The organism is Micromonospora sp. NPDC004704 (genome assembly GCF_053601675.1).
Window position 1 is genome coordinate 222,408 of the sequence record NZ_JBSGCD010000005.1, and the last position, 23,267, is coordinate 245,674.

18 protein-coding genes are annotated in these 23,267 nt (G+C 69.3%); 10 read left to right on the forward strand and 8 right to left on the reverse strand.

Translation table 11 applies throughout. From position 1 onward, the window contains the following. Nucleotides 1–73 precede the first annotated feature (73 nt). Nucleotides 74–952 carry an NAD(P)-dependent oxidoreductase gene (locus ACWEFB_RS09195; RefSeq protein ID WP_452283789.1) on the forward strand — a complete coding sequence of 293 codons (879 nt, stop codon included), beginning with the start codon at nt 74–76 and terminating at the stop codon, nt 950–952. After that, a complete protein-coding gene (locus ACWEFB_RS09200; RefSeq protein ID WP_452283791.1) occupies nt 949–1,710 on the forward strand; it encodes an SDR family oxidoreductase in 762 nt (253 codons plus the stop codon). The genes ACWEFB_RS09195 and ACWEFB_RS09200 overlap by 4 nt, the downstream gene beginning before the upstream one ends. A gap of 11 nt (nt 1,711–1,721) precedes the next feature. Here the strand turns inward: ACWEFB_RS09200 and ACWEFB_RS09205 are convergent, their stop codons facing one another. The 6 genes from ACWEFB_RS09205 to ACWEFB_RS09230 all read right to left on the reverse strand — a co-directional run bounded on the left by ACWEFB_RS09205 (nt 1,722) and on the right by ACWEFB_RS09230 (nt 6,240). Further along, nucleotides 1,722–2,297, reverse strand: coding sequence for a hypothetical protein (locus ACWEFB_RS09205; RefSeq protein ID WP_452283793.1), 576 nt, complete (start codon nt 2,295–2,297; stop codon nt 1,722–1,724). A 33-nt stretch (nt 2,298–2,330) separates the two neighbouring features. Further along, nucleotides 2,331–3,317 (reverse strand): zinc-binding dehydrogenase, encoded by a 987-nt coding sequence (locus ACWEFB_RS09210; RefSeq protein WP_452283795.1) that lies wholly within the window; start codon nt 3,315–3,317, stop codon nt 2,331–2,333. Between the two features lie 82 nt (nt 3,318–3,399). After that, the gene (locus tag ACWEFB_RS09215; protein WP_326562136.1) at nt 3,400–4,059 is read right to left on the reverse strand and encodes a response regulator transcription factor; all 660 of its coding nucleotides are present in this window, start codon (nt 4,057–4,059) and stop codon (nt 3,400–3,402) included. Then, nucleotides 4,056–5,552 (reverse strand): sensor histidine kinase, encoded by a 1,497-nt coding sequence (locus tag ACWEFB_RS09220; RefSeq protein WP_452283797.1) that lies wholly within the window; start codon nt 5,550–5,552, stop codon nt 4,056–4,058. The genes ACWEFB_RS09215 and ACWEFB_RS09220 overlap by 4 nt, the downstream gene beginning before the upstream one ends. Then, nucleotides 5,512–5,967, reverse strand: a complete 456-nt coding sequence (locus ACWEFB_RS09225; protein WP_452283799.1) for a hypothetical protein — start codon at nt 5,965–5,967, stop codon at nt 5,512–5,514. The genes ACWEFB_RS09220 and ACWEFB_RS09225 overlap by 41 nt, the downstream gene beginning before the upstream one ends. Before the next feature lie 108 nt (nt 5,968–6,075). Further along, nucleotides 6,076–6,240 carry a hypothetical protein gene (locus ACWEFB_RS09230; protein WP_452283801.1) on the reverse strand — a complete coding sequence of 55 codons (165 nt, stop codon included), beginning with the start codon at nt 6,238–6,240 and terminating at the stop codon, nt 6,076–6,078. Nucleotides 6,241–6,244: 4 nt separating this feature from the next. Between ACWEFB_RS09230 and ACWEFB_RS09235 the strand changes: the two genes are divergently transcribed. From ACWEFB_RS09235 to ACWEFB_RS09260, 6 genes are all read left to right on the forward strand, one after another. Further along, a complete protein-coding gene (locus ACWEFB_RS09235; protein ID WP_452283804.1) occupies nt 6,245–14,773 on the forward strand; it encodes a right-handed parallel beta-helix repeat-containing protein in 8,529 nt (2,842 codons plus the stop codon). A 345-nt stretch (nt 14,774–15,118) separates the two neighbouring features. Further along, entirely contained in the window at nt 15,119–16,597 is a 1,479-nt protein-coding gene (locus tag ACWEFB_RS09240) for an ATP-binding protein (protein ID WP_452283806.1), read from the forward strand. Further along, nucleotides 16,575–17,237 (forward strand): response regulator transcription factor, encoded by a 663-nt coding sequence (locus ACWEFB_RS09245; RefSeq protein ID WP_326562142.1) that lies wholly within the window; start codon nt 16,575–16,577, stop codon nt 17,235–17,237. Before ACWEFB_RS09240 ends, ACWEFB_RS09245 begins: the two co-directional genes overlap by 23 nt. A 401-nt stretch (nt 17,238–17,638) precedes the next feature. Next, complete coding sequence (locus tag ACWEFB_RS09250; protein ID WP_452283808.1) at nt 17,639–19,648, forward strand: hypothetical protein; 2,010 nt, start codon at nt 17,639–17,641, stop codon at nt 19,646–19,648. Nucleotides 19,649–19,692: 44 nt separating this feature from the next. Beyond that, nucleotides 19,693–20,034 (forward strand): hypothetical protein, encoded by a 342-nt coding sequence (locus ACWEFB_RS09255; protein ID WP_452283810.1) that lies wholly within the window; start codon nt 19,693–19,695, stop codon nt 20,032–20,034. Nucleotides 20,035–20,142: 108 nt separating this feature from the next. Then, complete coding sequence (locus tag ACWEFB_RS09260; protein WP_452283812.1) at nt 20,143–20,634, forward strand: type II toxin-antitoxin system PemK/MazF family toxin; 492 nt, start codon at nt 20,143–20,145, stop codon at nt 20,632–20,634. A 52-nt stretch (nt 20,635–20,686) separates the two neighbouring features. Here the strand turns inward: ACWEFB_RS09260 and ACWEFB_RS09265 are convergent, their stop codons facing one another. Further along, nucleotides 20,687–21,418, reverse strand: coding sequence for an SDR family NAD(P)-dependent oxidoreductase (locus tag ACWEFB_RS09265; RefSeq protein WP_452283814.1), 732 nt, complete (start codon nt 21,416–21,418; stop codon nt 20,687–20,689). Nucleotides 21,419–21,598: 180 nt separating this feature from the next. Between ACWEFB_RS09265 and ACWEFB_RS09270 the strand changes: the two genes are divergently transcribed. Both ACWEFB_RS09270 and ACWEFB_RS09275 read left to right on the forward strand, forming a co-directional pair. Beyond that, on the forward strand, nt 21,599–22,201 hold the full coding sequence (locus tag ACWEFB_RS09270; RefSeq protein ID WP_452283816.1) for a TetR/AcrR family transcriptional regulator: 603 nt from the start codon (nt 21,599–21,601) through the stop codon (nt 22,199–22,201). An 82-nt stretch (nt 22,202–22,283) separates the two neighbouring features. Beyond that, the gene (locus tag ACWEFB_RS09275) at nt 22,284–22,748 is read left to right on the forward strand and encodes a hypothetical protein (protein WP_452283818.1); all 465 of its coding nucleotides are present in this window, start codon (nt 22,284–22,286) and stop codon (nt 22,746–22,748) included. A 30-nt stretch (nt 22,749–22,778) separates the two neighbouring features. Here the strand turns inward: ACWEFB_RS09275 and ACWEFB_RS09280 are convergent, their stop codons facing one another. Further along, nucleotides 22,779–23,111, reverse strand: coding sequence for a hypothetical protein (locus ACWEFB_RS09280; protein WP_452283820.1), 333 nt, complete (start codon nt 23,109–23,111; stop codon nt 22,779–22,781). Between the last annotated feature and the right edge of the window lie 156 nt (nt 23,112–23,267).

A 23,267-nucleotide genomic window follows, 5' to 3' on the forward strand; every position in this document is an offset into this window, starting at 1 on the left:
GGTGGGGATCGGAAAGCGCACCGGAACGAACGAGGGGAGTTCGATGTCTGACGGGAACAGTTCACGAGCACCGGTGACGATCATCGGTCTGGGAGCGATGGGTACCGCCCTGGCCGGGGCGTACCTGTCCGCCGGGCACCCCACCACGGTCTGGAACCGGACCGGGGGCAGGGCCGGTGACCTGGTGTCGCGGGGAGCCGTCGAGGTGCCCGAGGTTGCCGCTGCGGTCGAGGCGAGCCCGCTGGTGATCGCGTGCGTGCTGGACTACCCGGCCGTACGCGAGGTGCTCGACCCGATCGGGGCGGCCCTGTCCGGGCGGGTTCTGGTCAATCTCACCAACGGAACACCGGCCCAGGCCCGGGAGACCGCCACCTGGGCGGCGGGACACGGCGTCGACTACCTCGACGGCGGGATCATGGCGGTCCCGTCCGGCATCGGCACCTCGGCCGCGTTCCTGCTCTACAGCGGTTCGGAGGACGCCTTCGTGACGTACCGCCGGGAGCTGGACCTGCTCGGGGCGGCCAGTTACCTCGGCACCGACCCCGGCCTGGCGGCCCTGCACGACCTGGCGCTGCTCAGCGGCGTGTACGGCATGTTCGCCGGATTCGTCCAAGCATTCGCCCTGGCCGGCAGCGAGAACATCCGGGCCACCGGGTTCGTCGCCCTGCTGACGCCCTTGCTGCACGCCATGCTGGCCGGTCTGCCGGAGTGGGCCGAACGGATCGACAGCGGCGACCACACCACCGGCGTGGTGTCCAACCTCGGCATGCAGGCGACCGCCTTCCCCAACCTGATCCGGACCAGCCGGGACCAGGGCGTGAGCCCGGACCTGATGGCCCCGATGCAGGCCCTGCTCGACCGGGGGGTGACCGGCGGCCACGGAAACGCCGACCTCACCGTCCTGGTCGAACTACTCACGTCCACGGCACCGACGAAAGGAACCCCGGCATGACCAGGTACGCGGGCAGGAAGGCCGTCATCACCGGCGGTACGCACGGAATCGGCCTGGCGATCGTCCGGGCACTGCTCGACGGCGGCGCCGAGGTGCTGCTCACCGGCCGCAACGAGGAGAACATCGAGAAGGCGCGTGCCGACCTCGGCCCGTCGGTCCAGGTGGTGCGATCCGACGCGGCGAGCCTGGCCGACATCGACGCGCTCGGTCGGCAGGTCGGCGACCGGTTCGGTACGTTCGACGCCCTGTTCGTCAACCACGGCTACTCCAGGATGGAGCTGTCGACCGACGTCACGGATTCGTCGTACGACCGGACCTTCGACGTCAACACCAAGGGCGCGTTCTTCACCGTGCAACGGCTGGCCCCACTGCTGCGTACCGGCGGGTCGGTGGTCTTCACCAGTTCCGTCGCCGACACCGGCGGCACGCCCGGTCTGATCCTCTACTCCGGGTCGAAGGCCGCGCTCTGGTCCTTCGCCCAGGGCTTCGCCGCGGAACTCCTGCCTCGGGGGATCAGGGTCAACGCGGTCAGTCCCGGTTTCATCAGGACGCCGTCGATGGGGGTGGACGCCACGGAGGCGGAGAAGGCGGCCTTCTCGCAGCTCGGTGACGAGATCACCCCGATGAAACGCCACGGTACGCCGGAGGAGGTGGCGACCGCCGCGCTCTTCCTGGCCTTCGACGCCACCTACACCACCGGGGTGAAACTCCCCGTCGACGGCGGCCTCGGCCAGCGGCTCGACCCACCCGGTCAGTAGGTCGGCGCGATCTAGGGGGTCGGGGGCGGCGGGTCGGGGCCGGGGTCGTGCCGCAGATCGTCGAGCTCGGCGCGTAGCTTGGCGACTTCCCGCCGCACCCGGTCCATTTCCGCGCGGGAGGCGGCGAGCCGGGCCGCCTCCTCCCGATCGGGACGGCCGATCCACCAGAAACCGGCGGCGCAGAACACGAGGACGCTCACGCCCGCCCCGGCCGGCAGTAGCGACCATGGGTCCGGCTCCCAGGCGGAGGAGGCCCCCGGTCCGGTGACCTTGACCGGAACCGGGCCGGTGGGTCGGTCACGGAGCAACGGGTGGATCCGGACCCGGTCGATGCGTACGCTGCCGTCGTCGGCCGTGAACGCCCCACGGCAGGCCCAACCGTCGCGCTTGTCGCCGGATTCGAAGTGGCATTCGACGACCGTCACCCTGCCAGGAACCCCGGCGACGAACGCATAGGCCCGCCCGGCCCCGGTCACCACGAGAGCGACGCCGAAGCACACCACCAAGCCGAGCTTTGCCGCCGAGGTCAGGTCAAGCCCGGTGAACGGGCGGCACCAGGCGCGGGAGTCGCGGTGGGGTCGGCTCACCGCCGCAGCGTACTGAGGTCGATCAACGCGTGATCACGTCAGTTGGTGGCCGGCGCTCCCGCGTCGACGTACCTCCAGCAGGGTCTTGCCGAAGCCGGCCCGGGACTCGATGACGGCGTGCGCGTCCGCCGCCCGTTCCAGTGGGAAACGCTGCCCGATCGTCGGTCGCAGCCGGCCCGCTGCCGCTTCGGCCAGGGCGCTCTGTGCGAAGCCACGTATCTGCGTCGGGTTCATCGCCGGGCGGAACGCCCGTACGCCACGCCGCTCGGCGGCCTCCTCCGAGATCTCCACCCACTCGCCGCTGGCCAGGCCGAAGCTGAGCATCCGGCCACCCCGGTCCAGCAACTCGAAGGCCGCGCGGGCGACGGCACCGCCGACACCGTCGAAGACCACGTCGACCCCGCCGACGGAGGCGCGCACCCGATCGGTCCAGTCCGGTTCCCGGTAGTCGACCGCGACATCCGCTCCCAGGTCCCGGGCCAGCCCTACCTTGTACGGGCCACCGGCCGCCGCGACAACCGTGGCGCCGGCCGCCCTGGCGAGCTGCACCAGCAGCGAGCCGACCCCACCGGCCGCCGCCTCCACCAGTACCCGTTCGCCGGCGACCAGCCCGGCCGACCCGACCAGCCATGTCGCGGTACGCCCGTCGGCGAGCAACGCCACCGCATCGTCCAGCGCCAACCCGTCCGGCACCGGCAGCAGACCGGCGGCGTCCACCGAGGCCCGTTCGGCGTACCCGCCGGAGCCGCCGGTGCTGCTCACCACCGACCGGCCGACCAGGGCCGGGTCGACGCCGGTGCCGACCGCGCTGACCACTCCGCCGACCCCGTTGCCCGGGATCATCGGCAGTTCCGGCCGGAACGGGCCGGCGCCGGTCGCCCGGAACTGGGTCTCGACGAAGGTGATGTTGGCGAACGCCACCTCGATCAGGGCCTGTCCCGGCCCGGCGACCGGGTCCGGGGCCTCGCCGGGGACGAGCTTCTCCGGCCCGCCGAATCCGGTCAACCACACCGCACGCATAACCACTCCTCCGGCGTCGGCTCGCTTCCTGTCCCCGGAGCCTGCAACCTCAACAACGGTTGAGGTCAAGTGCCGGTGGCGGTCAGCCGGCCAGGCGGTACCCGATCCCGCGTACGGTCTGGATCCGGTCGGTGCCGAGCTTGCGACGCAGGTAACCGATGTACACGTCCACCACGTTCGAGCCGGGATCGTGGGCCAGCCCCCAGACCCGGTCCAGCAACTGCTCCCGGCTGAGCACCTGACCGGGGTGGCGCAACAGGGTCTCGGCGAGCAGGAACTCCCGCCCGGTCAACTCGACCAGGTCCCCGTTCACGGTGGCCGTACGGCGTACCAGGTCGAGCCGGATCGGGCCGGCCTGGACCACGGTCGGGGTGGCCTGGCCGTGTTCACGCAGCCGGGCCCGGACCCGGGCCAGGAGTTCGTCGAAGCTGAACGGCTTGGTCATGTAGTCGTCGGCGCCCAGGTCGAGCCCGGCGACCCGGTCCGGCACCGCGTCACGGGCGGTGAGCACGATCACCGGCAACCGCTCGCCCCGCGCCCGGAGCTGCGCCAGTGCGGCCAGCCCGTCCTGGCCGGGCAGCCCGAGGTCCAGGATCAACACGTCGAAGTCACCGCTGCGGGCGGACACGGCGACCTCGACCCCGCTGGTCACCACCGTGGTCACGTACCCGGCCGCGCGCAGCCCCTTGGTCAGGAACGAGGCGATCCGCGGCTCGTCCTCGGCGATCAGGACCCGGTTCACCGAATGCCTCCCGGTACGACCGAGGCGGCGGGCAGGACCAGGGTGAAGGTCGACCCCGCGCCGGGGATGCTGTCCACCGCGACCGTTCCCCGGTGCGCCTCCGCGATCGCCGCCACGATCGCCAGACCCAGCCCGGCGCCCTCGGCCCGCGCGTGCGCGTGTTCGGCTCGGGCGAACCGGGCGAAGATCCGTTCCCGGTCCTCGGGCTCGATGCCGACCCCGGTGTCCCGTACGGAGAGCAGCACCCGGCCCGGTTCGGCCTGACCGGGATGCTCCACCCGGGCGGAGAGTTCGATGGTGTCCTCGGGGCCGGTGAACTGGACCGCGTTCTGGGCGAGCTGCATCAGGGCCTGGGTCAGCCGCTGCCGGTCGGCGAGCACGGTCACCTCCTCGATGGTGCCGATCCGCCACTCCCGGTCGCCCAGGGCGACGGCTTTGGCGTACACGTCGTGCATCATCAGCGCGACCTCCACGGGGTCGGGGTGCAGGAAGTCGGGTTGCTCGGCCTTGGCCAGCATGAGCAGGTCGTTCACCATCCGGTTCATCCGGTCCAGCTCGTCGGTGACCAGTGCGATGGTCTCGGCCCGGTCGTCCGGGTCGTCACCCATCAGCTCCAGGTGACCCCGGACGATGGTGATCGGCGTACGGAGTTCGTGTCCGGCGTCGGAGACGAACGCCTGCTGGGCGGCGAATGCCCGGTGCAGCCGGCCGAGCATCCCGTTGAAGGTGTGCGCCAGGTCGGCCACCTCGTCGGTGCCGGTGACCTCGATCCGGCGGGAGAGGTCGGTCTCCTCGATCGTCCGCGCGGTCTCGGTGACCGTACGGAGTGGACGCAGCGCCCGGCCCATGGCCAGGTAACCGCCGGCGGCGACGACCACGATCACCAGCAGGCAGGCGAGCGCCATCAGGCGTACGGCGTCGTCGATGTCGGCCCGCCGTTCGGCACCGAACTCGACCACGACCACCTGACCGCGTACCGCCCCGTCGATGATCAGCGGTACGGCGAGCCAGCGCGCCGGACCGCCGGGACCCCCGTCGACCCGCCCGTACGCGCTTTCGGTCAGCCCGGCCCAGCGGCGCATCAGCTCGGTGTCACCGCTGAGGTCGTACGGTGGCGCCTCGGTCGCCCGGTAGAACGCCCCGTCGACCAGCACCAGCACCGCCTCCCCGGCCTGCGGCTCGTTGCGCAGCAGGTACGTGTCCGCGATGGCCCGCAGGTCGGGGCCGAACGGCTGCCCGCTCGCCGGATCACGACCGCCGACGAGCCGCCGGAACTCGGTCACCTCCTGGCGCATGTCGGTGCCGATCCGGTTCTCGAGCTGGTTGAGCAGGACCTGGCGGATCACCACCACCGAGGCGAGGCTGGCCACCGCGAGCAGGGCCAGGGCCCACCCCAACAGCCGCAGCCGCAACCCGAGGCCGAGCGGCCGGCGCCACGGTCGTACGACCGTCTCAGTCGTCCCCGTCCCCGTCCCCGTCGTCGTCCTCGTCATCGTCGCCGGACCGGTCGTCATCGTCATCGTCGTCATCGCCGGCTGGCTCGGTGTCGTCATCGCCGGCCGGTCCGTCGTCGTCTCCACCGGCGGGTCCGTCGTCGTCTCGACCGGTTGCGCCGTCGTCGTCTCCGCCGGCCGGTCCGTCGTCGTCGGCGGCGGTGGCGGGCTGGTCGTCGTCTCCGGTGGCGGGCCGGCCGGCGTCGTTGTCATCGTCGCCTCCGGGGTTGGCCGGGCCGAGGCTCGCGCTGCCGGCTGGGTCGGCTCCATCGTCGGTCCTCGTCTGAGCTGCCGGGCTGATGATCTGGATCGGTGGAACCTGGTCGGGCGGGAGCAGCGCAGGCAGGCCGACACCGGTGAGCAGGCCCACCAGCGCCGCCAGCCCGATGCCGGTGGCGACCTTCTGTGTGCTCATCGGACCAAGGTTGCCGGTCGGGAATGACCAACCGGTGAGAGCCGGATGAGAAGCCTCTCATCGACGGATCTTCCCAGGTCAGCGGCGGGCCGCCAGATAAAGAAGTTTTCACCTTCGGCTGAGCGTCGGCTTACGCGCCCGCTGAACACTGGCGGCCACTGGCAGCAGACCGACCGTGGGGGCGGGCATGAGCGACAGCAGACCATCGACCACATCGAAAAAACGCAGATCCGGCGGCAGAACCAGACGCCGCCGGATCCTGATTCCGGTCATCGGGGTGGCATCCCTGTTGACCACCATGATCGCCGTCCAGCCGGTCTGGGCGGTCACGTTCACCGTCAACAGCACCGCCGACGCGGTCGACATCAACATCGGCAACGGCATCTGCCGGACCAGCGCCAACACGTGCACGCTGCGCGCCGCGATCCAGGAGGCGAACGCGACGCTGCCCGGTGACACGATCCAGGTGCCGGCCGGCACGTACCAGATCACCCGGGCGCCGGCCGGTGACAACGGCGACGACACCGGTGACCTCGACATCGTCAGCCCGGTGACCATCATCGGTGCCGGCGCCGCCGGGACCATCGTGGACGGCGGACAGCCGCCGGCCGGGGCGCCGGCCGAACGTCGCGGGTTGGACCGGCTGCTGGAGATCCACGACACCGCCGGCAACGTCACCGTCTCCGGGGTCACCCTCCGCGAGGGGTACGACTCCGAGCAGGGCGGTGCCGTACTCAGTCTCTCCTCCGGGGTGGTACGCCTACAGGGCGTCTCGGTGCTGGACAGCTACGCCGGGGTCTCCGGCGGCGGCATCGACCTCGACGGTGAGGGCCGGGTCGAGATCAGCGGCTCGACCATCCGGGGGAACGCCACCGGTGGCGACGGGGGCGGCATCTCCAACCAGCACGAGGTCGAGCTGGCGCTGACCGACACCGCGCTGACCGGGAACACGGCCGGTGCCGACGGCGGTGGGCTCAGCAGCGTCTCCAAGACCCGGCTGACCGTCACCCGGGGCACCGTCTCCGGCAACGCCGCGCACGGCAGCGGCGGCGGCGTACTCGCCGACTCGGAGCGGGCCAGCACGATCCGCAACACCGTCTTCACCGGCAACTCCGCCGGTGACCCGGTCTCCGGTGACGGCGGCGGTGCCGGCCTCTACCTCGGCGGCAGCGGCGGGGCGACGGTCACCGGGGCGTCGTTCACCGAGAACGAGTCGATCGCCGAGGGCGGCGGGCTCGCGATCCACTCCGGCGGAGCGGTCACGGTCAGCGACAGTACGGTCCGGGACAACACCTCCGAGGCCGGCGGCGGTGGGGTGGAGAACGACGGTCAGCGGGTCACCCTGACCCGGCTGACCATCACCGGGAACACCGCGGCGGCCGACGGCGGCGGCATCGAGAGCCAGGGCAGTGGCGCGTTCTCGGTCGTCGACACCACGGTCAGCCAGAACACCGCCGAGCACGGTGGCGGTTTCGCCAACGTCGCCGACGGCACCCTCCAGATCACCGGCTCCACCTTCTGGGACAACCGGGCCAAGCAGTACGGCGGTGGGATCTACAACGCCAGCGACGCCGAGGCGTTGATCGAGAACACCACCACCTCGGGAAACGTGGCCCAGGTCGCCGGTGGCGGTCTGTACACCGACGCGGACGCCGGCCTGCGGGTGGTCAACGTGACCATCAACCGCAACGTCGCCCCGCACGGCGCCGGCATCGGTGACGAGCCGGGTGGCTCGGTCAACTTCCCGGTCGAGCCGAGCCAGTCGGTGATCCTGCGCAACACCATCGTGGCCGGCAACCTCTACAGCCCCGAGTGCAGCTTCGCGGTCGGTTCCGAGGGCGGCAACCTGGACAGCGCCGACTCCTGCTACCTGCGCGGCAGCCGGGACCGGTCGAACGCGGGCGACCCGAGGATCGACGCGATCGCCGACAACGGCGGCCCGTCGATGACCCACGCGATCCAGGACGACAGCTTCGCCCTGGACGGCGGCGTCGCCCCGTGCGCCACCGTCGACCAGCGGGGAGTCACCCGACCGAAGAACACCACCTGCGACATCGGCGCGCTCGAACACGAGGGACCGTTCCCGGCGGCCGACCTGACCCCGCCGGAGACCTCGGTGGTGTCCGGTCCGACGTTCGCCGCCGAGCGGGCCACGTTCACCTTCGCCGGGACGGACAACACCACCCCGGTCGGCGAGCTGCTCTACGAGTGCCGGGTGCTGGTCAACGACCCGACCGAGCCGCCGGACCCGCCGGACCCGACCGAACCACCGGACCCGGAGTTCATGTTCGTCGGCTGCCCGAACCCGTACGAGGTGCTCGACATCGAGCTGGGTCAGAACACCCTCGAGGTACGGGCGATCGACCGGGCCGGCAACGTGGACCAGTCCCCGGCGGTCTGGGAGTTCACCGGTGGCGAGGACATCACGCCCCCGGAGACGACGTTCGCCAGCACCCCGCCGAACCCGAGCGCGGGCCGTACGGCGACGTTCTCGTTCCTCGGCACCGACGACCTCACCCCGACCAACCTGCTCGAGTACGAGTGCCGGATCGACAGCACCGACGAGCTGGCCTGGCTGGAGTGCGCCAGCCCGTGGAGCTTCTCCAACCTGACCACCGGTTCGCACACCGTGCAGGTACGGGCGATCGACGAGGGCGACAACGTCGACCCGACCCCGGCGACGTACACCTGGACGGTGGGTTCGCCGGTCGACTGCGACACCTCGAACGTGATCCTCGGGGCGGACGCGGACACCTGGGTCGACGAGTCGAACACCCAGGAGAACTTCGGCATCTCCGAATCGCTCGGTGTCCGCTCGCGGGCACCCGGTGAGGACGCCCGTACGCTGATCCGGTTCCCGCTGCCGACGGACGTACCGGCGGCCTGTGAACTGACCGGGGCGACCCTGCGGCTGCACGCGGACGGCGAGGTCGGTCGGACCCTGGAGGCGATCCCGATCGGCTCCGCGTGGGCGGAGATGCAGGTGACCTGGGCCAACCAGCCCGGCACCGTCGGGACCGCGGCGACCACCGGCTCCGGTTCCGGGTTCCGGGAGTGGAACGTGACCGGGCAGGTCACGGCGATGCTCGGCGGGGCGCCGAACCACGGCTTCCTGATCCGGGACTCCGCCGAGGAGGGCGAGGGCGACGACTCGTCGTTCGCCTCCCGCAACACCCTCGCCGAGCCGCCGCTGGTGCCGCAGCTCGTGCTCCGGTTCGACGGTCCGGGGGCCCCGCAGCCGCCCGCGCCGCCGGCACCGGTCGCGACCACGGTCACCTGCGGTCAGGTGCTGACCCAGAGCACCCGGCTGCTCAACGACCTGACCAACTGCCCGCTGGACGGGCTGGTGATCGGGGCGCCGAACATCGAGGTCGACCTCGACGGGCACACCGTCGATGGGCCGGGTTACTTCCCCGGCCAGCCGGGTGCCCCGATCGAGCTGCCCGAACTGGGCGGACCAGCGGGCGTACGCAACGTCGGCTTCGAGAACGTCGTCATCACCGGCGGAACCGTGCGGCAGTTCGAGTACGGGATCTCGGCGATGGCCGGCACCCGGTTCAACCGCTACGAGGACCTGACCGTACGCGAGAACGCGGTCGCCGGGATCGAGCTGTCGAACGCCGACGACGGCCGCAACGCCAACCAGGTACGCGGCAACACGTTCGACGCCAACGAGATCGGGGTTGCCCTGGTCAACGGCTCGGAGAACAGCGTCCTGGCGGAGAACACCTTCACCGGGAACCTCGGGGTGGCGCTCTGGATGCAGGACGCCAGCGGCCACCTGATCGAGGAGAACACGGTCAGCGGGGTGACCGCCGACCCGACGATCGGCAGCGACGGTGGATTCCTGCTGGAGGACTCCCGCGACAACCGGCTGATCGGCAACACCCTCTCCGACAGCGGTGACGGCGGGATCCTGATCACCGAGGGGTCCCACCGGACCCTGGTGCAGGACAACACGATGACCCGTACCGGGGACGCCGGGGTGACGGTGGAGGACTCCGACGGGATCCAGGTGATCGGGAACGTCTCGCACCTGGCGGCGGACTCCGGCATCGGACTGTCCGGGTCGAGCGACAGCGTGGTCCGGGACAACGACGTCCGATACAACCCGGGCGGCGTGGAGTTGGAGGGTTCCAGCGACAACCTGGTCGAACGGAACGACGCCAGCTTCTCCGGTGGCGCCGGCATCTCGGTCGGGCCGGGTTCGCTGCGCAACCGGATCCTCGACAACGTCGTCAACGGCTCGGCCGGTGGCGGGATCGCGGTCGAGGGCGCGGCGGTCGACCCGGAGGGTGTGCCGCTCGGCGCGAACGTGGTCGAGCGCAACGAGGTGATCGGTAACCAGGGCGACGGCATCTCGGTCCCGGAGGCCGGGCACCGGTTGGCCGACAACGTGGCGCACCACAACGCCGCGTTCGGAATCGACGCCGCCGAGGAGGGCACCATCGACGGCGGCGGCAACGTCGCCAGCGGAAACGGTGAGCCGGAGCAGTGCCGGGGTGTGGTCTGCGGTACGGGAACCCCGGGTCAACCGCCGGCACCGGACCTGACCGGGCCGGACACCGTACTGACGTCGACGCCACCGAACCCGAGCAGCAGCCTCGGCAGCATCCACTTCGGGTTCACCGGTACGGACAACGCGGCCCCGCCGACCGCACTGCGTTTCCAGTGCCGGCTGGACCCGCCACCGGACCCGCCGGCCCCGGAGCCGGATCCCGGTGACCCGCCGCAGCCGCCGGACGTCGACAACTGGGTCGAGTGCGTGAGTCTGACCTCGTACCACTTCCTGTTCGCCGGGGTGCACCGGTTCGAGGTGCGCGCGATCGACCCGTCGGACAACGTGGACCTGACCCCGGCGACGTACACCTGGACGGTTGCGGCGGTTCCGCCCGGCCCGGACTCGACCCCGCCGAACACGACCATCTTCTCCACGCCGGACCAGGCGAGCACCACCCCGGTCGCCGTTTTCGGCTTCCGGGGCAGTGACAACGCCTCGCCCGGCCCGAACCTCAGTTACCAGTGCCGGTTGGACGCGGCGCCGTTCGGGCCGTGCCTGAGCCCGAAGACGTACTCCGGGTTGGCGCTGGGGGTGCACACCTTCGAGGCGCGTGCGGTGGACCTGGCCGGCAACATCGATCCGACGCCGGCCGCGTACACCTGGACGATCTCCCCGGCCCCGGCGGACAGCACCCCGCCGGAGACGACGATCGACTCGGCCCCGGACGCCACCACCGTCAGTACGGACGCGAGCTTCACCTTCTCGGCGAGCGAGGCGGACTCGACGTTCGAGTGTTCGTTGGACGGTTCGGCGTTCACCGCGTGTACGTCACCCGTGGCCCACGTCGGGCTCTGGGCGACCGACCACGAGTTCCGGGTACGGGCCACCGACCCGGCGGGCAACACCGATCCGACCCCGGCGGCACACGCCTGGACGATCCGTCCGGCACCGGTGCCGACGCAGGTGACCTGCGGTCAGACGCTCACCCAGAGCGTGTTGCTGACCAACAACCTGACCAACTGCGGTAACGACGGGTTGGTGATCGGGGCGGCCGGCATCACGGTCGACCTGAACGGGTTCGGTGTCGACGGCATCGGGCAGGGGGTCGGGATCCGGAACAACGGTCACGACCAGGTGACCGTCACGAACGGCACCATCGGGGGCTTCGACTACGGCCTCCAGTTGAACGCGGGCACCGCCGGCAACATCATCTCCAACCTGACGTTGACCCAGAACCAGGAGGCGGGCATCCAGCTCGCCGACGCGGACAACGGCAGCGCCGGCAACCTCGTACGCGGCAACACGCTCACCGGCAACGCCGCCGGCATCGTGCTGACCGGCGGGACCCAGGGCACCCTGCTGCTGGACAACACGATCAGCGGGAGCGCACTGGAGGGCATCCACCTGGTCGGTGCGAGCGGAAACCGGATCGAGGAGAACCGGGTCAGCGGGTCCAGCGGTACGGGCCTCTGGCTGGAGGGGTCGAGCAACAACACGATCGTGGGCAACACGGTCCTCGACAACTCCGACGCGGCGGTGACCCTGGAGGCGGCGTCCAACGGCAACAAGCTGGAGGGCAACGAGCTGACCGAGAGCGAAGCCGGGATCAACATCGTCGAGTCCAGCGGCAACGACGCCATCGCGAATATCGTCACCAACCACAGCGACGGCGGGATCAGCCTGGAGGCGGCGCTGAACAACGTGCTGCGCGGCAACGACGTGCGGTTCAACAGCACCGGCATCGAGCTGCACCAGTCGTCGGGCAACCGGATCGAGTCCAACGACGCCAGCGACTCCTCGTCGACCGGCATCGCCCTCGGTTCGGAGTCGCTGAACAACGTGGTCACCCTGAACACGGCCAGCGGCAACTCGGCGGAGGGGATCTCGGTCGAGGCGGAGGTGTTGCCGGAGAGCACCGAGCCGGGCAACATCATCGACCGGAACACCACCGGCAGCAACAGCAGTGACGGCATCTCGGTCAACAAGGCCGGGCACCGGATCTCGGCCAACACGGCCAACAACAACGGTGGTTGGGGCATCTACGCCGAGACCGGGAACGTCGACGGTGGCGGCAACCGGGCCTCGGGCAACACCGAACCGATGCAGTGTTACCAGATCTCCTGCGACGGTTCGGCGCCCACACCGCCGGAGGTCGCACCGCCGGACACGTTGATCGTCGACGAGCCGGCGAACCCGAGCAACAGCACGTCGGCGAGCTTCACCTTCACCGGGATCGACGACAACACCTCGCTGTTCGACCTCGGGTTCGAATGCCGCCTGGACAGCACCGACGAGGCCGACTGGGTGGAGTGCGAGAACCCGCAGACGTACGGCAACCTGACCGCGGGTACGCACACCTTCCAGGTACGGGCGGTGGACCTGTCCGACAAGGTCGACCCGACGCCGGCCACGTACACCTGGGTGGTGGCGTTGTCACCGCCCGGCGTACCGCCGGTGAGCACGATCAGTGCCGGGCCGACGGCCCAGACCGCCGCGCGGACCGCGCTGTTCACCTTCTTCGCCAACGAGGGAGACGCCACGTTCGAGTGCTCGTTGGACGGGTCGGTGTTCGCCGACTGCGTGTCGCCGGTGTTCTACGAGGATCTGCTGCCGGGCACGCACGAGTTCCAGGTCCGGGCGCGGGACGCGGAGGGCAACGTCGAACCGACGCCGGCCACCCGGGCGTGGACGATCACCGGCCCGCCGGTGGTCACCCTGGTCGTCGCCCCACCGGCGGAGGATCCGAGTACGACCGCCACGTTCGCCTTCACCGCGAACGAGCCGGTGACCCGGTTCGAGTGCTCGCTCGACCTGGGTGCGTTCACCACCTGTGTCTCCCCGGCGGACTTCGCCAACCTGGCCATCGGCGACCACTACCTGCGGGTACGCGCGGTGGACCTGGACGGGGTGACCTCGGGTGAACAGGAGTGGGCCGAGCACGAGTGGGCGGTGGTCCCGGGTCCGGACGCCACCCCGCCGGAAACGGTGGTCAACACCGGGCCGGCGAACCCGAGCCCGGTCGGTACGGCGAGCTTCACCTTCGCCGGCACCGACAACGTCACGGCTCCCGCCGGGCTGATCTTCGAATGCCGCCTCGACAGCCAGAACGAGGCCGATTTCGTGGAGTGTGTGAGCCCGCACGGCTATCCGAACCTGGATCTGCCGGCCAACCTGGAGCCCGGTCCGCACGTGTTCGAGGTGCGGGCGGTCGACCAGGAGGACAACGTCGACCTGACCCCGGCGAGCTACGCGTGGACGGTGGCCGGTACGCCCACCGCCCCGCAGACCACCATCGCGACCGCACCGGACCTCGCCACCACCAGCACCACGGCGACGTTCACCTTCACCTCCAGCCAGCCGGGCTCGACCTTCGAGTGCGCGTTGGACGGGGCGGCGTTCGCGCCGTGCACCTCGCCCCGTACGGTCACCAACCTCGCGGTCGGTGACCACAGCTTCGAGGTGCGGGCGGTCAACGGTGGTGGGGCCGGGGACCAGAGTCCCGCGGTCTTCGAGTGGACGGTGCAACCGCCGCCGGACACGACCGCACCGGAGACGTCGATCGGCAGCACCCCGCCGGCGACGACAACCAGCCCGACGGCGGCGTTCACCTTCACCGCGAACGAACCCGGTACGACGTTCGAGTGCTCCCTCGACGCGGGTGCGTTCGGGGCGTGTGTCTCCCCGGTCAACCACACCGGGTTGACCGCCGGAACCCACCAGTTCCGGGTACGCGGAACCGACCCGGCGGGCAACGTCGACGCCACCCCGGCGACGTACTCCTGGACGGTTTCGGCGCCGCCGAGCTGTGCGGCACCGGGTTCGGTGACGCTCGGGGCGAACCAGGACAGTTGGGTGTTGCAGTCCTCGTCGTCCAGCAACTACGGCCAGGATTCGTCGATCAAGGTCGACAGCAAGTCGGGCAACAACGCCCGGGTCCTGGTCCGGTTCAACCTGCCGGCGATCCCGTCGGGTTGCCAGGTCACCGACGCGCGGCTGCGTCTCTACTCCGGGTCGTACAAGACGGGGCGGACGTTGCAGGCGATTCCGCTCGCGGCGACCTGGTCGGAGGCGAACGTCCGCTGGAACAACCAACCGGCGACCACCGGTACGGCGGCCACCACGGCCTCGGGCAACGGCTACCGCGAGTGGGTGGTCCCCGGTCAGGTGGGCGGCATGTACGCGGCCGGCAACTTCGGTTTCCTGATCCGGGACAGTGCCGAGAACGCGAACGGGATGGAGCAGGCGTTCAACAGCAGGGAGAAGGGAAGTGACAACCCGCCCAGACTGGTGATCACCTTCGGCTGATCCCGTCCGGTTACCGGACCGGCCGGGTGACTTCGGCCGGTCGACCAGAGCCGCCCCCTCCGAAACCCATCGGAGGGGGCGGTTCGCCATGCGCACCCGGATGAGCGGAACGCGAGTCTGAGGTGAACGTGGACTGAACAACACATTAACCACGGCGGGACTTTGGGTAAGAGAGGGTAGTCGGAACGGCCATTCGCGTCCGAGTGCCGGTCGAGCCGGTCGAGCCATTCGATGAATCCCGATGCCTCCACTTCGGACGTACGATGCGTGAGGGCGCCGACACGTGGAGGCGGGCCGGCTGTGCCCGTCACAGTCGCCGGATGGCTTCGTGGAGGAGATTGTTCGATGCTGGGTCGCTCCGGCTGGTCCCGTGTCGCCAGGAGCATCCACACGCGCATTCTGCTGTCGTACATCGCGTTGATTGTCCTCTCCGGCGGACTCTGCACGGTCGCCATTCACGAGGTGCTGATGATCCGTCTGGAGACCCGGATCAGCGAGGCCGTGCAGCAGGAGTTCCAGGAAATCAACCGGCTGATCGCCGACGGCCGCGATCCGCGTACGGGTGACGCCTTCACCTCCGTACAGGGGGTGTTCGACGTCTACTTCCGGCGCAACGTACCGAGTCAGGAGGAGGCCGTACTCGCCTTCGCCGACGGGAGGTTGCACCATGCCGCGCTGAGTCGGTTCCCGATCGAGCGGTTGCCCGACGACACCATGCACGTCTTCGCCACCTCGGCGCGCTCGCACCCCCGCGCCGACGGCCGCCCCGCGATCGACCGGTACGACACCGCCCGAGGTGACGCCTACTACGGAATCCTCCCGGTACGGGTCGGCGCCAGCAGCGGGGCCTTCGTGGTCACGTTGCTGCCGGTGAGCCAGCGCCGGGAGATTGCCGAACTACAGACGTACGGAGCCGGCGCGGTCCTCGGCGTGCTGGTGCTCGCCTCGGGGTGCGCCTGGCTGGTCACCGGCCGGGTGCTCGGTCCCGTACGGCAGCTCACCGAGACCGCCCGGCTGATCTCGCAGTCGGACCTGACCCGGCGGATTCCGGTCGGCCGGCAGGGCGAGGCGGCCGAGATGGCCCTCACCTTCAACGCCATGCTCGACCGTCTGGAGGCGGTGTTCCGCCGGGAACGGGAATTCATCCTCGACGCGAGCCACGAACTGCGCGGACCACTGACCATCTCCATGGGCAATCTCAGCATGCTCGATCCCGAGGACACCGACCGTCCGGAATGGCGTTCCACGATCGCCCTGGTCACCGACGAACTGGAACGAATGGGCCGCATCGTCGGCGACCTCCAGTTGCTGGCCGACGTCGCCCATCCGCAATTCCTTCAGCCGGAGCGCATCGACGTCGAATTGTTCGTCGCGGAACTGGCGGTGAAACTCAGTGCGCTCGCCCCCCGACGCTGGCACGTCGACGACCTCGGCGCCGGCATCGTCGTCGCGGACCGGCACCGGCTCACCGAAGCGGTGATCAATCTGGCCGACAACGCCGTCCGGCACACCGAGGACACCGAGACCGTCGCCCTCGGCGCGGCCGTGACCGGGACCGAGTTCCGGCTCTGGGTACGCGACACCGGGTGCGGTGTGCCCCCGGACGACCAGCCGCACATCTTCGACCGGTTCCGCCGGGGCACCCACGCGCACCTGCGCTACCCCGGCTCCGGGCTGGGTCTGTCCATCGTCCGGGCGATCGCCGAGGCACACGGCGGGCGGGTCGAACTCGTCAGCCGGCCCGGTGCCGGCGCCACCTTCACCCTGGTGATACCCCGGCAGACAAGGGAGGGCTGGCAACATGGCCAGGATTCTGATCGCTGAGGACGACCTGCGGATCGCCTCCTTCCTGCGGAAGGGGCTGGCGGCCAACGGCTGGCAGACCGTGCACGTCACCGACGGGGAGCAGGCCGAGCAGTACGGCTCGACCGACGACTTCAACCTGCTCATCCTCGACATCGGCCTGCCCGTACGCAGCGGCCTGGAGGTGCTCCGGTCCCTGCGTACCCGAGGGCTGCGGTTGCCGGTGCTGATCCTCACCGGCCGGGCGCGGGTCCACGACGTGGTCGACTGCCTCGACGCGGGTGCCGACGACTACATGACCAAGCCGTTCCGGTTCGAGGAACTGCTGGCCCGGGTACGGGCCCGACTCCGCGACGTCGGGTCGGACGAGCCACGGGTGCTGACCGCCGGTCCCGTACGCCTGGATCTCTGGACCCGGCGGGTCACCGTCCACGGCCGGGACGTGACCCTGACCGGACGGGAGTACGCGCTGCTGGAGACCCTGATCCGGCACGCCGGCCGGGTTCTCAGCCGGGAGCAGTTGCTCTCGCACGCCTGGGGTTACGACTTCGACCCCAGCACCAACCTGGTGAACGTGTACGTCTCCACCCTGCGCAAGAAACTGGGCGAGGACGTGATCGAGACCCTGCGCGGCTTCGGCTACCGCCTCCGTACCACCTGACCACCCTCACCCACCCACCCCACAAGGCGCCTCTTGTAGAGAAAGAGTGCTTATTCGGCGTTCGTTAGCCACTTTTTCTCTACAAGAGGGGTGATCTTCGGGCGGTGACGCGGTGGGTCGGGTTTCCGTCAGATGAGGGGGGTGTGTTTGGTTTGGTGCGTCGGCGGGGGTCTGGGAGTCGGCTGATCGGACGGCGTTGGGCGCGGATCGATGAGCTGACCAGAAATCGGACGATTCGCGAGGGACGTCGAGCTTCCCGAGGTGGCCGGGATCGGGGAAACCCTCGGTTGGGCGGTCCGTGACGGTCGAGTAACTGATTCACCTTCGACTATTCGGTTGTGTCGATCAAGAAAAACTCGGCGTCATACTGACCGCGCTCCACCTCAGGAGAAGGGATCTTGATGCTGCGTACGACGTTATTTAGGATCTCTCAGGTCTCGATATGTGTTCTGGTGCTCGGAGTGCTCATCGTGCCCCAGCAAGGGGCTTGGAGCGTTGACCCTTGGGTTCGCGCCACGGTTGCTGTCACCCTCGTGCTTGCGGTCCTTCTGATCTACGACAACTTTGTCTACATCCGTCCCCTGGTTCGGTCGCACCCGCGTAAAATTGTCCAAGTGTCTACCCGGCGTGCTCGGGAGCTGCAAAGACTGGCGTCCGCCAACCGGATCATCGGAAGCGGTCAGGCCAGTGTGTTCGCCCTTGCCATTTCCACGCCATTCATGTTGCGCGAGCGGGTCGTCGAACTTTACGAGCCCGGCCAGCGTACGTTGCACCGGCGGGTGACGGTCGAGGTCCAGCTCCCGAAGCCGTTGGTGAAGACCTACCTTCGGGACGGCGAGCCGTCCAGAGCCGGTGTGGCCGATCAGCCGGCCGGCCCATCCGCTGAAGGTCGACCGGGCGTGCCCGCGCCGCCGCTTGGCGGCGAAGAGAATCTTTCGCTCCACTTCCCACTGATCATTGCCCGGAAGGGCGAACTACACGACAACTTCGTGGTGTCGGACGTCGAAGGGACCTACCTGCCGGTCCTCTCGTACCCTGAATGCCTGCAATTCGTCGCGAGTGTCCTGCGTATGCTGCTGCTCAAGGCGTACAACCTCGGTAATTCACGGACTCCGCTCGCCGCCGACGTGCTGGAGGCGGAGAACCGGGCACTGACCAGGATCATCAGGCGCAACCTTCCGGAGAGCATGGCCAACAATCATGCCCCCGTGTCACGGCAGCCTCGTGAGGACGAAGACGAGGACGAGGACGAGGACGAGGAGGAATCGGCTCGTCGGCTCGAGAAGGAGCTCGCCAGGCTGGATGGGAAGTCCGAGGTCCAGCTACTCAGGATGTTTGTGCAGCCTGAGTCCGACGACCAGAAGAAAGCCATCGCCCAGCTGCTGGATGCTGTCTCTCCGCACGAGTTGCTGAGCAAACTTGACGCTCCGAACAAGAAGGAGCTCCGACTGGCGGCAGAGTTGGTGCGCAAGCTCTCCGACAACTACGTGATCGTGGTGCGGCTGCCCAGGCCGAGTGACGGCAGGTTTGTCGTGCACTACGAGGCGACGGTCATCCCGAGGTTGCGGCTCAGCAGGAGAGGCAAGTGGAGTCCGTTGGGCTGGATCGGTGGGAGGATGCGGATCCTGCTGGGCGCGCGGCCCGTGCAGCTCGCGGTCTCGCTCGCGAACGCCGGCACCGGCCGGAGCTACCACCTCAAGGTGCAGAGCCCCGAGGGCCTCTATCTGCGCAGCCAGGAGTTCGTGGATGCGAAGGAATATCTGAAACGGAGGGCAGCGAAGGCGCCCACACCGCCCTACTACCGCTTCCGGCAGAGGCTGGGGCAGTCGTACGCACATTTTTACGCCCGGTTCCTCGCCGAGGTGCCCAATGTGCCGTTGCGTCCTCCGCCCCGCATACGTTTCACCTTCATCGAAGTGCCCCCGGGTTCACTGTTCCGTGCGACCGTGGCGTCTTCCGCGTGCTTCCTGCTGGTGCTGGTCGTGGGAAATCTGATGTCCCACGGCCACGATCCCGGCACGGACGCGCCGGCTTTCCTTCTTGCGTTTCCTGCCGTCGCCGCCACGTGGCTGGGCTTCGAGGCACCGTCGCGTCGTCTGCTGGAGCCGACGCTCACCGCCCGGCTGGCCCTCGTCGGCACGACGCTCATCTCGGTTGCCGCCAGCGCTTTGTACATGGCCTTCAAAGCCACCGACGACGTCAAGAACGGTTCGGTGGTACCCCGCTGGAACGATTCCGTTATGCCGTACGGGGTGTCGGTATTGGGTGTGACGAACCGGTGGTGGGGGATCCTCGTATTGATCTCCTGCATCATGTCGGCCTATGTGTTCCGTCTTTACATCCTCCGTGTACGCGAGTTTATGCGTCTCTCGTCACGTCGACACCTTGACGGAGGTGCCGAAGAAGCATAGGGGTACTCGGTTGCATCTGATAGATACAATCAATTAGAGATGGGGTGTTCGTGACCGTGGCGGAATCGGTGGCGAGGGGTGAGAAGCAGAATCTCATGTACAGGCTGATTGCACAGGTGAGCCACCTGGTAGCGGTGGCGGGCGATCACATCGTGAGGTCCCACAGGGCTCGGCGAAGGCGGTCCGGCGCGAACGATGCGGAGAACCGCGCCGGCTACTACGTGGACGCAAACGACTGGTCGGCGACCCGCGAGGAGGGCGATCTCTCGCCGGACGAGGTTCTTGAGGTCGTCCGTGGTCTCGATGAGTACCTTGAGCCTGCAATGAAGAGCTTCGAACCACAGACGGTGAGGACACAGCAACGAACTGCCGAGGGCGGCGTCTAGGGCGCGGCCCGAGGGCCTGGGTATTCGTTGCGCCGGCTTCGAGTGTTCGCCGCAGCCCGGCCACACCGGACCCGCGTAGCTCGGAACCGGCAGGGGTAAGGTGCCGCCGTGGCGAATCTCTTGAGGGGCGTGGCGGCCAGGGTCAGTCGGATGGCCAGGCGTGGACCCGCCCCGGTTCCCGGCCAACCCACCCCGGCTCAGGTCGCACGTCGGCGCCAGCTCGCGACCCTGCAACGGCGGGAGCTGACGTACGCGCCGGAGTTGGACGGGCAGGCCGATCCGGGTGAGATCGTCTGGACCTGGGTGCCGTACGAGGACGACCCCCGCCAGGGCAAGGACCGTCCGGTACTGGTCGTCGGGCGGCAGAGCCGGACCCTGTACGGCCTGATGCTCTCCAGCCAGAGCGAGCGCCACGGCCAGCGGAACTGGTTGGCCCTCGGCCCCGGCGAGTGGGACCGCGACCACCGGCCGAGCTTCCTTCGCCTCGACCGTGTGCTCACCATGCGCGAGGACAGCATCCGGCGCGAGGGTGCGGTGCTCGACCGTGGCCGCTTCGACCGGGTCTGCCAGGCGTTGCGCGCCGGCTACGGCTGGCGCTGACCACAGCACGGACGCCTGCCACCGCACCGCCGCTCGGCGGAAGCCGGTCGGGTCAGGCTGCCGGGGCGGCGTCGACCGGCGGGTGGATCTGTTCGACCCGGTCACGCTTGCCGTACATCTCCCAGTACCGGTCGGCGAGGTCGTCGGGGCTGACCAGTGGTGGTTCCATGCCGTCGGGCATTGCCACGGTGCCGGAGGTGAAGGCCTGGTGGGCCTCGCTGCCGGTGATCAGTGCGCTGACCGCCAGGGTGCCGACGTACACGCCCCGGTCGGCCAGCTCGCCGTGGAGCGAGTAGAGGTAGTTGCGGGTGGCTGCCATCACCGGGCCGACACCGCTCAGGTACGGCATCGGCCGGACGGCCGACAGTCCGTGTCCGACCAGGATCGCGCCGTCGCCGCGTTCGATCATCTCCGGCAGTACGGCCCGGATCACCTCGACCGGGGTCAGCAGGTAGAGGTGGGTGAGGGTAGTCAACTCCTCGCCGGTGAGTTCGGCCGCCGGGGTGAAGCCGGTGACCCCGATCGGGGCGTACTCGATGACGTCGATCCGGCCGAAGCGGGCCCGGATCGCCGCGATCAGGGTGGGTACGGCGGTGCTGTCGGTGAGGTCGGCGGGGAAGGCTGCCGCCTCGATGCCCTCGGTGGCGAGTTGCTCGACCAGGGTGTCGAGCCGTTCCCGGCGTCGGGCGACGAGCGCCACCCGGTAGCCCTCGCGGCCGAACCGGCGGGCGACCGCGACACCGAGCCCGGTTCCGGCGCCGAAGACGGCTATGACCTTGGACATGGGATGCTCCTCTGGAGAAGAGATATCTTGAGGGGTGCCTCAAGTTCGGGGCAACGGTAGCACCTAACTTGAGGCTAGCGTCAAGTTAGGCATCAGGGGGTACTGGTGAGCACGGGTAAAGCGGGCGATGCGGCATCAAAGCCGGCATTGCGCCGAGATGCGCAGCGCAACCTGGAGAAGTTGACCGCTGCCGCCGTGGACGTGTTCCGGGAGCGTGGGCTCGACGCGCCGCTGGAGGAGATCGCCCAGCGGGCCGGGGTCAGCACCGGCACCCTCTACAACCGGTTCGGCAGCCGCGAGGCGCTCATCGACGCGGTGGTACCCGGGCTGGTGGCGGCCAGGCTCGACGCCGTCGCGGCCCGCGCCCACGCCTGCGCCGACCCCTGGCAGGGCTTCGCCCAGTACGTCACCGAGCTGTCCGAACTCCAGGCAACCGACCCGGCGTTGAACGACGTCGTGTCCCGCAGGTTCCCCGAGGCCGAGCAGTTGCTGGCGCTCTGCACGGGCCAGGTGGACCACGGCCGGCAGATCATCGAACGGGCACAGCGGGCCGGCACGCTCCGCCCCGACTTCACGCCCGATGATCTGCCCCTCGTCTTCTGGTCGACCCAGGGCCTGGTCCGGGCCACCGCGGGGGTCGCCCCCGACGCCTGGCGTCGGGCCATCGGCTTCATTCTCGACGGACTGCGTACCGGAGCCGCCCACCCGCTCCCGGTCGCCCCGCTCACCCCGGACCAGGTCCACGAGGCAATGCTCCAGTTGGGCGAACGCAAGCCCAGGTGAGCTTCCGGTCCACTCAGGACCGCCGAGGGTGGACCCGGACTGGTTCCATGGAGGGCCGGTGCGTCGGCGAGGGGAGTACGTCGTGGCAACCTGGCTCGGTGTGGTGGTCGCGGTGGCGGCGCTGCTCGTTTCCGCGCTCACCGCGTACGTCGCCCATCGGCATCGGCGGGAGGACGTGCAGACCGCCCGGGTGACCGCGTACTTCCATTGGAACGCGGCATTCGCAAAGGTGTCATTGGGCGACGGGCAGGAGCCGGTGCAGGTCGGTTACAACCTTGTCGTGTGGAACCAGGGACCGGCATCGGCATTGCGTGTCGGACTGGTCGTCATGGACACCGACGGCCGGGTGGTGGATCTCGCCGGGGTCGACAAGGACGAGTTTCCACTCGGCCGGCTCGACGGTGGTGGACGCTATCCGGTGCAGTTCGCCGCGCGGGACAAGCGTTATCACGGGGTGCGTCGTTACCAGGCGAAGCTCACCTGGACCGACGGCAACGGCCGACACGAACATGTCGTCCCACTGCGCAAGGGCCAGACCAGTCTGTAGCCGCGACAGGGCACCGGCCGCCGCCGGACATCAGTCGTCGTCGAACGGTTCGTCGCTCCACCGCCACCACGCCTGCTCGTCCTGGATGTGCAGCAGGAACTCCGGCACCCGGAGACCGTCCGGGTCGACCAGTCCGATCCCCGCCGCCAGCATCCGCTCGTACGAGGCGACCTGCGCGGGTACGTCCTCGTCGACGCTGTTCAGCAGCCGGATGTCCTCGTCGAAGAGCGCCCGGAACCGCCCGTACGCGGGCACCGGCTCGAACCGGGCGTGCAGCCAGGGGAAGTCTCCGCCGTCGACGACGAGGTCGCCCAGCAACTCGTTCCCGGCGTACAGTCGCCAGATCCTGCTCGCCCGTGCCACAGTCGTCTCCTCCGCGTCCGACACGACGGCCGTCGGCACGACAGCCCGTCCGTCATGACCGCCCGGAAGCCTACGGCCCGTGGCCGGTAATGCGTCGAGTGCCGGTCGGGTAAGAGAGCCGACCTTACTGTGGAGTCGTCGGCCGAGCGCTGATTA